The organism is Flavobacterium salmonis (genome assembly GCF_903819435.1).
In the GTDB taxonomy this organism is placed as follows: domain Bacteria; phylum Bacteroidota; class Bacteroidia; order Flavobacteriales; family Flavobacteriaceae; genus Flavobacterium; species Flavobacterium chungangense.
This window is the reverse complement of record NZ_CAIJDP010000085.1, coordinates 1-12,791: the sequence shown is the minus strand read 5'-3', so window position 1 is coordinate 12,791 and position 12,791 is coordinate 1. Positions and strand designations below refer to the sequence as shown.

Here is a 12,791-nt window from a genome sequence, read left to right as displayed (position 1 = left end):
TTGTGCCGAAATTGATAACAACAAATAAGTAAGCAATAGTAGTTTTTTCATTTTGAGAATTGAATTATTTATAAATAAAAATTAGTTGAATGATAATTAGACCAAGTAGGATTATGATCCTGTAGTTTGGAGCTTTATTTATTCCTATTTTAAAACATGATTTGAAGCCATAAAAAAACCACTTTTTACAGTGGCTTTTGGATTTCTAACCTTTTAGTTTTTGGAAATATGCTTTAAATTCTTCTATTGATTTAAAGGTATTATTTGTAACCATTATATAGGGTTTGCCTTTGTTAAAATAAAATTTTGCAACATCCTGACCTGTCAAAAGTGATACATCCGAATTACCTGCAGGAGCTGTAAAGTTTTTAGTTGTTTGCCAAAAATTAACAAAGAAAGGAATAAGACGGTCTTCTGCCCCTGTAATTTTCAAAGATTTAATTGTATAAATATCGTCAACTTTTCCAATGCTGTAATTAAAAACAAGGATTTTATATCCGGACTGCGCTAATCTGTCAGTGTAGGTTATTGTGTAAGATCCGCCATCATAAAGCAATTTACTATCATCGCTTTTTGTCACAACCATACTCATTCTATACTTAAGAAACTCACTGATATTATTTGTAATGTAATTCATATCAAAATAAGTTATTTGACTTGTAAAAGTAGAAGCTCTATCTACAACATGCTTTGCCGGATAGTAGGGTGATACTTCCTGAGATTGTGCCGAAATTGATAACAACAAATAAGTAAGCAATAGTAGTTTTTTCATTTTGAGAATTGAATTATTTATAAATAAAAATTAGTTGAATGATAATTACACCAATAGCATTATAATCCTGCAGCTTTGGGGTTCTTTAATTTTTCATATTTAAACCTCATTAGCTCGTTTAAAAAACAAACATATAAAAAATAAGTAATTACTGCCAAAATTATTTGATGCTTGTTCTGTGTTTTTGCATTTATGGAAGAAACTTTCTGTTCAAATCAGTTAATTTTAGCTGATTTAAAATATCAGATTGAAAACTTAACAAACAATAATTCCATTAATTTTTAAACTGGCAAGAAAAAGAAACGGCTCATTAATGAGCCGTTTCTTTTTCTTGCGATAATCAAATTACTGGTCCCACCAGCGCTGATTTATATATACTTCAGCATAAGGAAAGGGCGAGTTTTGCTTAATTTTTTCTTTTATAAATTCGGGGGTTTTTAAGAAGATCTTTATTTTATCAGCCTCCTTTAATTTAAGGAATCTTTCATTTGCAAGTTTCTTCTTTGAAAGTGGATTTGATGGATATAATTTCCAGAATGCAGCGAAGGATAAATCGGGCTCACCAACTTCTACAGTTGTAGTTTTATAAAGTTTCGACCAGGCTTTTATATGCTCTTCTTTCCATGGAAATTTACCATCCAGATAAAGAAACTTTTCTTGTTTTGGAGTTAGGTTTCCTTCCAGTACATTAAAGAAGATTAAAATACCGTTTAAATTGTATTTAAACTGCCATATATCGCCCGACTGCATTTTTACGGTGTAGGTTCTAACAAGGCTCATTTTTATATAATTTCTTCTAAATTGTAGTAGATCTGAATACCCATTTCTTTAGCTGTTTTAAGCTCTATTTTTGCTCCTTTGCTTTCAACATAACACGGCACCATAAAAATAGCATCACAAGACTCTAAAGCTTGCAAACACATTTCCATAGCAGTGTGCCAATTCTCATTAACATTATTCACTACTTCTATTGGATTCACAACATCGAATCCTTTTGCTTCTAGTTCGATTTGCTTTTTTTTAAATTTATCTGTTGTTGGTTCTGGCAACTCTCCGGTTACTTTTCCGGCAATGTATATGGTTTGATTCATTATGCTAATTTTTGATTTAACAGGTCAATTGTGTTTTGAATTTGAAGCCTTATATATTTATCTTCAACATATTTAATCTGATCCAGTAATATGATTTCTAACATATCGGCTTCGTGATGTTTGAATGTTATTTTTAATTTCTTTTTACTATCAAACAAGGTGGATTGTTTTTTAAGAAATCCTGTTTTTGAATCCATTTTATTAGTAATATCTAAAGCAATTGAAAACATTGATTTCTCCTTTCTTGTTATAGGGTTGGTGTTGTAAACAGGCTGTAGGGTCGCCGCTATTATTACAAATGTTTCTGGTGGAAGTTTTAGATCTATTTGCATTTTAGCATTCGGTTTTAGGTTCTGTTAATTCTTTTTCGCAATCACAGCAAACAATTACTGTTGTTTCGCATCCGCATACAGCATCTAACACTTTGATTTTCTTTTCTCTGTGGGAACAATTTATTTGCTGAATATCCATTTTACTGATTGGTTAAGTGAGTGAATAACTTTACTGGTTTCTTCGTAGTTCATTTTCTTTAATGGCTTTTTAACAGGCGATTTTGTTTTTAAAAAATGATCTAAAACGTCAAGATCTGCAACCTCTTTTCCATTCACTTTTTTAGTCCATTGTGCTGTCCTTAGAATTGCTAAAATTGACATGTGCTGGGCATTTTTTTTGTCAAATTTTGACCATAGATCTTTTACATGTTCTTTTAAACCAAGCTGTTTTAAAATCCTATTCGCCTGGTCGAAAGTCAAATCATTTGTAGAGGTCCTTTTTTCATCTGCCGTAGCCCATTGCACCCATTCTTCCTTTGTATCTTTATTGGGTGTGTGTATGGCAATTAATCGTTTTTGCTCTGATGTTGCCATTGTAACAATTGGAGTGGTTGAAGTTTCCATAATATGACTGATTTGTGTAATAGTTGAGATTATTACTGATTATGGTAATATTGATACCGGATACAAAACGTTTGATCATATCCGGTAAACTGAACTACTTGCCGAAATTCTGTTTAAGAAGTGTTTTAATCCTAAATTGCAGCCATTCGTTAAAAGTAGCTATTTCCTTTCGGTTGGTTATGATGAGTACAATAACCAATACTATAATTGTACTAAGATTTGACTGGTTCATTGTAAAAATTGAATTTGTAGTTTTTTGTAAAATCAACAGCACTTAATGAAAGCGGTACTGCTGTTTTTGTTCCGTCATCATTTATCACGGCTGCTTCACAAAACCAAACTGATTTTTTAGGTTTATAAGCTTTGGAAATTATATCAACACCATCTGTAAATTCTTCGCTATTAAAGTCCTTTGTTAATTTTTGAAGCTCTAAAACACGGTTACTTTTTAAATTACCTTTTGCATCTTTTTTCAATAAATTGAATACCATTCTTACCAATGCAGCTGTTTCTTTGTCTTTCGCTAATGATGAAATGAATTTTTCAACTTTGGCAATTCCGGCATTTACAGTATCGTCCCAGGCATCATTAATTCGATAGCCAATGGTAATCTCTCCTTTTTCATAAGAAAAAGTATGTGTCATTTGTTTCTCCTTTACACCATATACATCAGCTTTAAGTTTTAAAACATTTTCGAAGTATTTAAAAGCTTCTGTTTTAGCTATTGAAAGAAGATCTGAAGCTTGCAACAATAGATGAACAGCTTTAGGCACTGTTTGCTCCACTATTTCCTTATAGGCTGTACGATCTTCTTCTTTCCTTGATTCTGCTTTCGCAAGTGCAGCTCTTAACTGTTCCGGGCTATAATTAGATAAATCCAATAGGTTTAAACTTTGATTTGATAATGTTTGAGTATTCATAATGATATTTTTTTAATGATTAATAGTATTGTCTCTTAAAGGTTTTTAGCCAGTTGGTTTGCTTGATAATAATTACACAGGTATTTATTTTATCTTCTATTTTATCCGAAACCTTATAATTTCGAACTTGCTTTTTATCAATCTCACCTTTTTTATATGAAAGGAAATCCCTTATTGCAGCTCGTTCCTGACTTAAGCAAATTTTTTCACCATCTGTGAGGATCCCTCGTTTTCGGTATTGGATTTCGCCTTTAATCTTTACGGGGACATCCTCAAACAAAAATGAATTTATGATGTCTAAAAAATCTAAGCGCGCTTTGGCTTCTTGGTCGCTAATGTTTGAGTTTATCATTTTTCTTTTTCTAAGAGTTTGTTAATAACATTGTTTAAATCTGATTGAATCTTTATCCTGTCTGGATGGTTAGGATTGTCGGTTAACCATTGTTCTAATTCAGCCTTTTTGTTTTTTAATTGGTTTTTAGTTCGCATAATAAGTAGGTAGTGTTTTAGTAATTTTAATTTCTTCTTTTTGTACACTTACTGAAATAGCATCTATTAAAGGTTTTGGATAAATCGTATTCATTTGATCGATAAAACCGAAATAGTGATATTCTAAACTATTGGTGTGTAGCGGCAAATGAGGCATTGCTTCAATAAACCTTGCTTCTATTTTTTCATACTCTGCATACCACCATTTAGCAATGCCATGATTGGCTAATAACTGTTGTGAATGATTTATAGTTTTGCCAAATTTTTGACACCAACACCAAAATATTTGAAATAATCTTTCATCATATTGCGCTGATGTTAACTGTAAATGATCGATAATTTTGTTTTTGTTATTCATGTTTTTTGACGTTTAAATAATTTCTCTCCAGTATTTTGCTGCTCTCTCCGGAAAAATGGCAAAATCTTCACCACCACCGTTTAACCTTCCATCAGGGAATAACTTAAATCCCTCAACCCATAATTTCAAATCAACATCATATCTTATATCGTCTGCCAAGGCACCTTTAGGCTCTTTTCCCTTTGCCTGCGAAATCCAAACAATACCTTTTCCTTTCTTTAACATCAGTTCTTTTAGTTGATAATACTGTACTTTGTTAATCCTTGTGTATTGAACCGAATCGACAAAAAGAAAGTCTGGTGATTTTGGTTTACTCATTCTGATAATCAATTCATCAAATGGCTCACGATCAAGCAGGATAAAAGAATTTCCGCAAGTATCCATGTGATTTCTGACAAGTGCGTTTTGAATTGTTGCAGATAATCCTTGCTCTAAAGAATCATAGGCAACTTTGCCAAAATTGGTCAGGTACTTTGCAAATTTTATTGCTGCTTCTGTTTTACCCTGACCAGAACCGCCAAATATGATTGCCGAAAAAGCTTTATCGGGTGTTCCTAATGTATTTTTCCATTCGCCAGTAAATTCTAAGGGATTGAATTTTTTTGAAAGAACGTTTGATACAGAGTAGGCTCTATTGATTTTCTTTGTCATGCTTTTTTATATTTCTCAAAATAGTTACATCATCTACATTGAACATGCGGGCTATTTGTGTTTTGGATTTTCCTACTTGCAGCAATTCGATGATTTTGGGAATGTCCTCATGTTTTAACTTCTGTTTCCAATTACCCACACCACTTGAAGCACCTTCTTTCCATTCTAAATTTGAATAATGATTGTCAGAAAACTGATTTATTTTACTTACTCGTTGTCCGGAATGCTCTCTCAAACCGTTCCATGCCTCACAAATCAATTTTGTTACTGAATGGGCTTTATTGAGAAAGTTTACCTTTAGTGTTGGATTTTTCCTGGTTTTATCGTTTTCAAAAGGTTTTAATAAAACATCATTGTAGTATATCTCTGTACCATTTTCATTGATTTTGAGATCTTCTATTATAGGGTGATAGCGAAAATCCATTATGATGCTCTTTTGTGTGCATAAATCAATCTTCTGACTCGTCTTACATCGCCTTCGCAGTCTTTTGATATGGTTCGAATCATTAAGGTATCCTCTAAACCATTTGCAACACATATATTTTGAACATCACTGTAGCTTGTGTTTTCAAGTTCAATAAATCTTAGCCCTACACGACTGTAGATTTCTCGATACCCTTTCTTTTCTGTTGCTATACCTCTCCTAATTCTTTTTTCAAGGAAGTGTGTTGCCATAAGAACAATACCACAATGATTTTCAAGCTCGTTATAAAGAGTAATGAAAAACAGAAGCACATTATCAGCCAGTTTATCAGCTTCATCTAAAATGATCATTGGAGATTCTAAAGATTTTAAATGCAAAACCACTTTATACATCATTTCTGGCATTGTTGAACCAGCATACTCTTTACCCATTTTTCCCAACAATTCACGCAAAAACCAGCGTTTGTCCCAATATTCGTTACAAGACAATAAAAAGGTATTTTTATTGTCTGATTCGTATTTTTTGGCCGTTTCTGTTTTTCCCGATCCTGCTTTACCTGTGATAGCCATTACCATTGAAAACTGTTGACTTTCGCTAAAGAATTGTAACAAATCTTTCGAATTACGAGTTTCTGCATAATTCCACTCATTAGCAGAAAGGCCAACATATTTGGCAACTCTTCGCCACATTTCAGCAGCAATTAAATCCCAATTGTGATTTCTCATTTGTGATAATGTAGCAGGTGATACTCCCGGCATGTCGGCAGCAACTTTATTTGCTGAACCTTTTTGTATAATAAATTTTTCTAATACTTCTACGATTTGAATTTTGTCCTGATGTGTCATTTTTATAGGTTTAATAAGAGTTTAAATATTATTTAAAGAGTTTAAAATCTGGAATAAAAGCCGTTTGAATCAGTTGCCATTTGTTCTTCTTTTGGTAAGTGCCCCTGAAACTTAACCATCAATTGCTGTTCTTCGATTAGGCTTTCTCTGTTAATACCTGTACGCTGAATTAATCTTTCGTATGCCTCATGATCTCGTTTTAATTCCTGATCCCGAACAGAAACATCCTGGAGTAATAATGCCTTTGAATTACCTTTCATTAGAACCGGAATTGATTCATGCATTCGTTTTGATTGTGCATAGGCTACAAATCTTTTTTCTCCTGAAGGTGTCAATTCATACAATCCGACAAACTCATCCAGTCGTTCAGGGTCATATCGAACAATTAAACTTTCCCCAACATATTTCTGTCTAAAATTCAAATCAACATTATTGGTTTCATCATACACTTCGTAGAGATAGTCTTTACCTTCAACCGTAAGAGGCATTCCGTGAGCATAGTATTTTTTAACTTTCGTTTCATCAATCCAAAACATTGAAAGCTGATCCATAATGTTGATTTCTTCACGGTGTTCAGTTTCCTGATTATACATTTCAGTTCGGCTGTATTCCCAATCTTCTTGTTTTCCTGCATTCCATTTATTAATTAATGCTGTGAATATTTTATTGAATTCGTCAACGGTTGGCAATGCATTCTTGTACTCTACAATAAAGTCAGTGTTAGGCTTATTGGTTGCTGTTCTTACTTTGATGCTTTGTTTGTCCGAAAACCACATTTTAGATATAACTTGCTGTTGTAACCTGTTAAAGATTTGTTCTGCCGGGCTAGACTTTCTGCCTGCTTTATGGCTATAATGTGCACCACCTTTCGCAGGAAGCTTATCGTATAAATTCTGCATGCGGTTCGAAGTGTGACCAGATTGTTTATCATAGGTGAACAGAAACGGACGGCAACCTGATTCATTAACAGCCATTTTAATAGCTCTAAAGTGCGATGCGTGATTTTCAGAATAGGCTATATCCCAACCAATAATTTTTTCGCTATACACATCAAAAACAACATTTATTTTTAATTCGGCAGCCATTCTTTGCTTGTTGTTGGCAAAATGAACCAAATCCAGTTTAGTACCGTCAATCGCCCACCATGCATTTGGAAACCATTCTGAACGTTTACGTGTAACTGTATGGCCAAAATGTTTCATATACTCATCCTTACCGTCACGGGCCAACATCCAAATACGTTTTTGCTCTGTTTTATCGAGCCATGCACCGATTGCTCTTTCTGATAAAGTTTTCCATCCTTTAGATTCGCGAACTGATTCGTAAATTTTCAAAACCTCGCTAATTGTGTACTTTACAGGAAGGCAATACTGTGAAAGGATAAAATCGGCTATATCCTCGACAATTTTAGAAGGATTTGAGTTTAACCATTTCCCCGAAACGATAGCCCTATAACCATCATGTTCATATTTTTGAATAGCACGTTTAAATGAAACCACGTTTTTATAACGGGTATGCATCCACGTTTCAGGCAAATTGCTAATTGCTTCTAACATTCTTTCCCACATTTGTTTTTTACCTCCAAAACGTTTTTGAACTACTACATTTGTTGCAATATGTTTGACAGCATTGAACATAATTGCCTGATGGGTGTACTCTTTCTGTTTTTCCTCAGGCAAATGCAAACCATTATCTAAAAGATAATCTCTAAAGTATTGTTCAGCTTTATGATCCCATTCCATATAATCACCAAAGACAATGTTTTTTACTGATGCGTAAGGATCAATACCTTTTTCACGAATTATCTTTTTAAAACGGTCAGGAATAGATTCATAAGCGACCAATGCCTTTCGACCATTACCACCAATGGTTACTTTTTTCATTTTTCCGGCTGAACACAAGTATTTGTAGTTCGACTCGGTCATTATTCCCTCAGAATAAAGCCATGAGCTTACTACACATAACTTGTTGTGTTGATACTCAAACATAGAATCCGAATTATTTCTTTTTTTGTAAATCCTTAACTAATTCTTCTCGGGAGGTGATTATTTTATCCAATGCCAAAAACGCTTCGATATTTCCACGTTTGAATCTTTTTTTACCCGTATCAGGAGTACAACTAAGTGCTAATCCGAGAGTTGTATAATCTCCGTATTGCAATCTTTCTTCTAATAGGCTAATTTCTTCTTGAGTTTTTTGTCCGTTTGTTAGGACATTACTATTTTTCTCCATAGTTTTGTCTTATTGTCGCGACAAAGATAGTTAAAATAATAACTAATTTACACTTAATGGATAGAATAATAACTCCAATTAAAGAACGAATATTGCAATACGCTGAATACAAAGGGCTTGTAAAGGAAAAATTTATTGAAGATTTGGGTATGACCTATGGAAATTTCAAAGGCAAGCACAAATACACTACAGTAAATTCTGATTTTTTAGATACTCTTTTGTCTACCTACCCAGATATTAATATAGAATGGGTGATTACTGGAGAAGGTGACATGGAAAAAAACACGGATCCTCATCCATCTGACACAGATTTAAATATTCAGACTAATGACACTAATTTATTTCTAAATGAAGCAAAGCTTTTCGATGATTCTCAAGAACCTGAAGTACTATTCAATTCCAACGGAAATAAATATTATATCTATTCAGATGGCACAATTAGAATTGAGGTTATCAAAGTTCCTTTTAACGCATATGCCTCATATGTAGAATCTTACCATGACGAAGTTATCTTAAAAGAAGAATTTTCTACAATGGCATTTAAGGTTGACCACATTGGCCGGGGCAATTATGTTGGCTTTGAATCTATTGGTGACAGCATGTGGAATAATGGCGGGTTCGACACTCCCTCTGGCGCCGACATATTAGGGAGGGAAGTAGGAAAACATTTATGGTTAAACGGATTTCACAAAACACGATACGGATTTGTAATCATCTCAAAGAAAGGAATTTGGCACAAAGATATCACCGAATTAAAAGACAATGGTAAAATCACTTTATCTTCAAGAAATCCCCTTTCCAAACCTTTTGACTGCTCACTTAATGATATAATACAGATATTTCATGTGATAAAGCGATCATTTTAAACACAACAATATAAAAATCAACAACATAACTTCATTTTTACTTTTATCATTTTGGTATTATCCCTACGCACATAGATACTTTAATAACCATAACTTGTCTATTTTTTGGAATACATGGTACTTGATGGGTATTTTTTTATCTTTTTATCTAACTGCAACACTAACCCCAAAACTAACCGCAATTTTTTTTTGTTCGTATTTCAATAAGTTTTGATCTGGTTACTTTGAGGCATAAAAAAACCGTTTAAAAGATGTTTTAAACGGTATTAAGAGTAATCAAAATCGTTGTTTTTAAGGCTTTTCAGGTAGTTTTTGGGAGCACCAATCTAACAAAATAGTATTAGCATTTAAAGCCTTTAATAAATGACATTTGAAAGACCTTTAATAAAAACTTAATTACTTTTCGATTGTAGTTGCATTCAGGGCGTCCCTCCTCGAATAGGTGATTTTATTGGGGTTTTCAGGTTCTTTTTGATTAGTGTATTAATACTTTTGGTTATTCGTGTTATAATATGTAAGAAATAATTTTATTTTTGTATTGCAATAAAACGCAAAAAAACAAACCAAAACATGCGTATAACATACCCATTCAGAGTAAAACGGGTTAAATTTATTCGCATATAAACGAGTTAGTGGCTATTTTGACACCGAATCAAATAAAATCAACATAATGAAAACCAGTTTATATCTTTTAATAATTCTCTTAATATTTATTTCCTGCAAAGACAAAGACAAAAATGAAATGAAATACAAACAGAACACAAAAGATGTTTTGTTTTACAATAACTTAGGAATAAAAAATAAATCCGCACAAAAAGTATTCACCGAAGGTTTAGAAAATGTTGAAAATGAAAAATTTGATTTAGCAAAAGAAAAATTTGTTGAAGCGGATAAAATAGAAAGTAAAAATCCAACAATACTTAATGCAATTGCACAAGCAGAATTAAGATTAGGAAATACTGAAAAATCAAATGAAATTTCATTAAATATCTTAACTATTGATAGTACGTACATTGAAACTTACGTGAATTTAGGTGGAAATTATATGAGCATTAAAGACTATGAAAAAGCTAGAGATATATTGAAAAAAGGATTGAAGTTTGCAACTAATAAGAACCTACGAACCAAATCGATTTTATTCATAAATTTAGCAATTGCATATAACAATTTAGGTGATTATGAAAATGGATTAAAATACTCAAACGAAGCTTTAAAAATTTCTAAAAATGACGAAATAATAGAATTCGCTGAAAAAGTAAATCTGGAAAGTGAAGAAAAACTGAATAATAAAAACAGCCACTAACACACGCTACAAGCAATTTGGGTATTAGGTTTAATGGAAAAATCGGATTGTATTTGGGATCATTTGTCCAATCCGAATAATGGGCTTAATTTAGTCCCAAACTGCTCGTAGCGCGGGAACGTTGTGCGTGATTGCTCCCAAATTGGAAAGCGGAAAACCGAAAACTAATTGAGAGCCGAAATTGGAAAACTAAATATTGGAAAGCGGAAAATTGGAATCTAAAAAGCAGAAACTTGAAAGCTAGATTTTGACGAACCGAAATTTGAAAATTTTGAATCTGAAAATCAGAACTTTAAAGCTGGATTTTGACAAACTAAAGCCGAAAAATTGGAACCTGGAAAATCGAAATCTGAAAGCAGAAAATAACATTGAAACCGCATAACCGAACTGTTGTCGATTTTCAGAACTTGCTCACTTTACGTGTCGCAACCTCGCACAACATACGTCTCTAGCTATTTGCAACTTTAGTGGAATTATCGTTTTTAATTCCTATTTTCGTTTAGCCGAAAATACTCTGTTTCATAAGCTGCAAACAGCTAGAGGCGCAGGAACGTTACTGGCTAGTTATGCCGAAATTACGCAGGTAATTTCGATTTGGAATAAACATTGTTTCCGCAAAAAGTTTACAAAGCAGAAGCGTGAAAATTGGAATCACCAGCAGAAGTTGGAAAGTTGGAATCTGAAAATAAACAGACGAAAAACTGAAGCGTGAAAATAGGAACTTGCCAACAGAAACTTGAAAATTGGAATCTGAAAAGCAGAAGCGTGAAAGTCGGAATCTGCCAGTAGAAACTTGAAAAGTTTAGCGCAGAAATTAAAAGTAAATAATTGAAAATAATAAGCCGAAAATTACGAGCCGAAAAGCAGAAACGTGAAAGTTGGATTTTGCCAACAGAAGCGTGAAAAATTTGCGGTTTAATTGTAATTTCGACAAAATAACCAGCCAGTAACACACGCTACAAGCAATTTGGGTATTTGGCTTAATGGAAAAATTGGTTTGTATTTGAAAGATTTGGCAAATCCGAAAGATAACGCTGATTTAGTCCCAAACTGCTTGTAGCGCGAGAACGTTAGCGGCAAGCTTTTAACAACACAAAAATGAAGAAGATTCTTTCGATTTTACTATTCTCTTCTCTCCTATTCTCTTGTGAAAATCATGAAGAAAAGATTGAGATTTACTTATTAAAAAAAAGAGTCAGAACAACTGAAGGAATTCCTGTATTAGAATATGTAAAACTTAAAAACATCAAATACGATAAGAATTTAGAAAACATAAAAGATTGCAATTATGATTCGATATCAAAACAATTAATTTTTGGCGGAAAGTTTACTGTAAAGAAAGGAAATATTGAAGCAAAACCATTAGTAGCAGACGAAGACATTCTAAAATTAAATCTTAAGAAAAGTGAATTAATACTATCAGAAATTGGTAGAAATAGAATAACTCACCTGAAACCAAACATGAAAGATGGAATTCAATTTGTTATCTGTGTTAACAGACAACCTTACTTAACAGGATATTTTAGAAGTAATATTTCTTCAAATATTTATAATTGGAATTATATTGGCTATGATTACTTTGATCATAAAATTGTTACTATCCATGACAAAAACTTTGTTATTAGGCAAAATGACGGATATGAAAAATGGAAACCAATTTTGTGCAATTTAAAACAATATCCTGAAGTAGTTTCCGCATTTAGAAACACTAATCGTATTATAGAATAAGCCAGCCGCTAACAGGCGTTTTGATCTAGTGGGGTTTTAGTGGAATTGCCGTTTCGCATCATGTTTAAGTTAAATAGAAAGTACCAGTTTACGAACTCCCCACCATCTCAAAGCGCCAGAACGTTGTGCGTGATTGCTCCCAAATTGGAAAGCGGAAACCGAAAACTAATTGACAGCCGAAATTGGAAAACTAAATATTGGAAAGCGGAAAATTGG

Annotated in this window: 16 protein-coding genes; 3 read left to right on the top strand and 13 right to left on the bottom strand. The window is 33.0% G+C overall.

Annotated elements, in window-relative coordinates; genetic code table 11:
- Positions 1-205: 205 nt before the first annotated feature.
- The 13 genes from FLACHUCJ7_RS20560 to FLACHUCJ7_RS20500 all read right to left on the bottom strand — a co-directional run bounded on the left by FLACHUCJ7_RS20560 (position 206) and on the right by FLACHUCJ7_RS20500 (position 8,678).
- Positions 206-772, bottom strand: a complete 567-nt coding sequence (locus tag FLACHUCJ7_RS20560) for an HAD family hydrolase (RefSeq protein ID WP_180910264.1) — start codon at positions 770-772, stop codon at positions 206-208.
- A 345-nt stretch (positions 773-1,117) separates the two neighbouring features.
- Positions 1,118-1,552: a hypothetical protein gene (locus tag FLACHUCJ7_RS20555; protein ID WP_180910263.1), complete on the bottom strand. Its 435-nt coding sequence runs from the start codon at positions 1,550-1,552 to the stop codon at positions 1,118-1,120.
- Positions 1,553-1,554: 2 nt separating this feature from the next.
- The gene (locus tag FLACHUCJ7_RS20550; RefSeq protein ID WP_180910262.1) at positions 1,555-1,863 is read right to left on the bottom strand and encodes a DUF4406 domain-containing protein; all 309 of its coding nucleotides are present in this window, start codon (positions 1,861-1,863) and stop codon (positions 1,555-1,557) included.
- A complete protein-coding gene (locus FLACHUCJ7_RS20545; protein ID WP_078226436.1) occupies positions 1,863-2,195 on the bottom strand; it encodes a hypothetical protein in 333 nt (110 codons plus the stop codon). Before FLACHUCJ7_RS20545 ends, FLACHUCJ7_RS20550 begins: the two co-directional genes overlap by 1 nt.
- A gap of 120 nt (positions 2,196-2,315) precedes the next feature.
- Positions 2,316-2,759 (bottom strand): hypothetical protein, encoded by a 444-nt coding sequence (locus FLACHUCJ7_RS20540; protein WP_180910261.1) that lies wholly within the window; start codon positions 2,757-2,759, stop codon positions 2,316-2,318.
- A 212-nt stretch (positions 2,760-2,971) separates the two neighbouring features.
- Entirely contained in the window at positions 2,972-3,679 is a 708-nt protein-coding gene (locus FLACHUCJ7_RS20535; protein WP_078226434.1) for a DUF3164 family protein, read from the bottom strand.
- 19 nt (positions 3,680-3,698) lie between these two features.
- The gene (locus FLACHUCJ7_RS20530) at positions 3,699-4,031 is read right to left on the bottom strand and encodes a hypothetical protein (protein WP_078226433.1); all 333 of its coding nucleotides are present in this window, start codon (positions 4,029-4,031) and stop codon (positions 3,699-3,701) included.
- Positions 4,032-4,157: 126 nt separating this feature from the next.
- Positions 4,158-4,526, bottom strand: a complete 369-nt coding sequence (locus tag FLACHUCJ7_RS20525) for a hypothetical protein (RefSeq protein ID WP_180910260.1) — start codon at positions 4,524-4,526, stop codon at positions 4,158-4,160.
- Between the two features lie 12 nt (positions 4,527-4,538).
- A complete protein-coding gene (locus FLACHUCJ7_RS20520) occupies positions 4,539-5,177 on the bottom strand; it encodes an ATP-binding protein (protein ID WP_180910259.1) in 639 nt (212 codons plus the stop codon).
- Positions 5,158-5,601 carry a helix-turn-helix domain-containing protein gene (locus FLACHUCJ7_RS20515; protein WP_180910258.1) on the bottom strand — a complete coding sequence of 148 codons (444 nt, stop codon included), beginning with the start codon at positions 5,599-5,601 and terminating at the stop codon, positions 5,158-5,160. The genes FLACHUCJ7_RS20520 and FLACHUCJ7_RS20515 overlap by 20 nt, the downstream gene beginning before the upstream one ends.
- Positions 5,601-6,446 carry an AAA family ATPase gene (locus tag FLACHUCJ7_RS20510; RefSeq protein ID WP_180910257.1) on the bottom strand — a complete coding sequence of 282 codons (846 nt, stop codon included), beginning with the start codon at positions 6,444-6,446 and terminating at the stop codon, positions 5,601-5,603. The genes FLACHUCJ7_RS20515 and FLACHUCJ7_RS20510 overlap by 1 nt, the downstream gene beginning before the upstream one ends.
- 41 nt (positions 6,447-6,487) lie before the next feature.
- A complete protein-coding gene (locus FLACHUCJ7_RS20505; protein ID WP_180910256.1) occupies positions 6,488-8,329 on the bottom strand; it encodes a hypothetical protein in 1,842 nt (613 codons plus the stop codon).
- 115 nt (positions 8,330-8,444) lie between these two features.
- Positions 8,445-8,678, bottom strand: coding sequence for a hypothetical protein (locus FLACHUCJ7_RS20500; protein WP_031457072.1), 234 nt, complete (start codon positions 8,676-8,678; stop codon positions 8,445-8,447).
- A 56-nt stretch (positions 8,679-8,734) separates the two neighbouring features.
- On the opposite strand from FLACHUCJ7_RS20500, the gene FLACHUCJ7_RS20495 reads away from it, so the two are divergent.
- The 3 genes from FLACHUCJ7_RS20495 to FLACHUCJ7_RS20485 all read left to right on the top strand — a co-directional run bounded on the left by FLACHUCJ7_RS20495 (position 8,735) and on the right by FLACHUCJ7_RS20485 (position 12,575).
- A complete protein-coding gene (locus FLACHUCJ7_RS20495; RefSeq protein ID WP_180910255.1) occupies positions 8,735-9,544 on the top strand; it encodes an XRE family transcriptional regulator in 810 nt (269 codons plus the stop codon).
- Positions 9,545-10,214: 670 nt separating this feature from the next.
- Positions 10,215-10,847 (top strand): tetratricopeptide repeat protein, encoded by a 633-nt coding sequence (locus FLACHUCJ7_RS20490; RefSeq protein ID WP_180910254.1) that lies wholly within the window; start codon positions 10,215-10,217, stop codon positions 10,845-10,847.
- A gap of 1,098 nt (positions 10,848-11,945) precedes the next feature.
- Complete coding sequence (locus tag FLACHUCJ7_RS20485; RefSeq protein WP_180910253.1) at positions 11,946-12,575, top strand: hypothetical protein; 630 nt, start codon at positions 11,946-11,948, stop codon at positions 12,573-12,575.
- Positions 12,576-12,791: the final 216 nt, after the last annotated feature.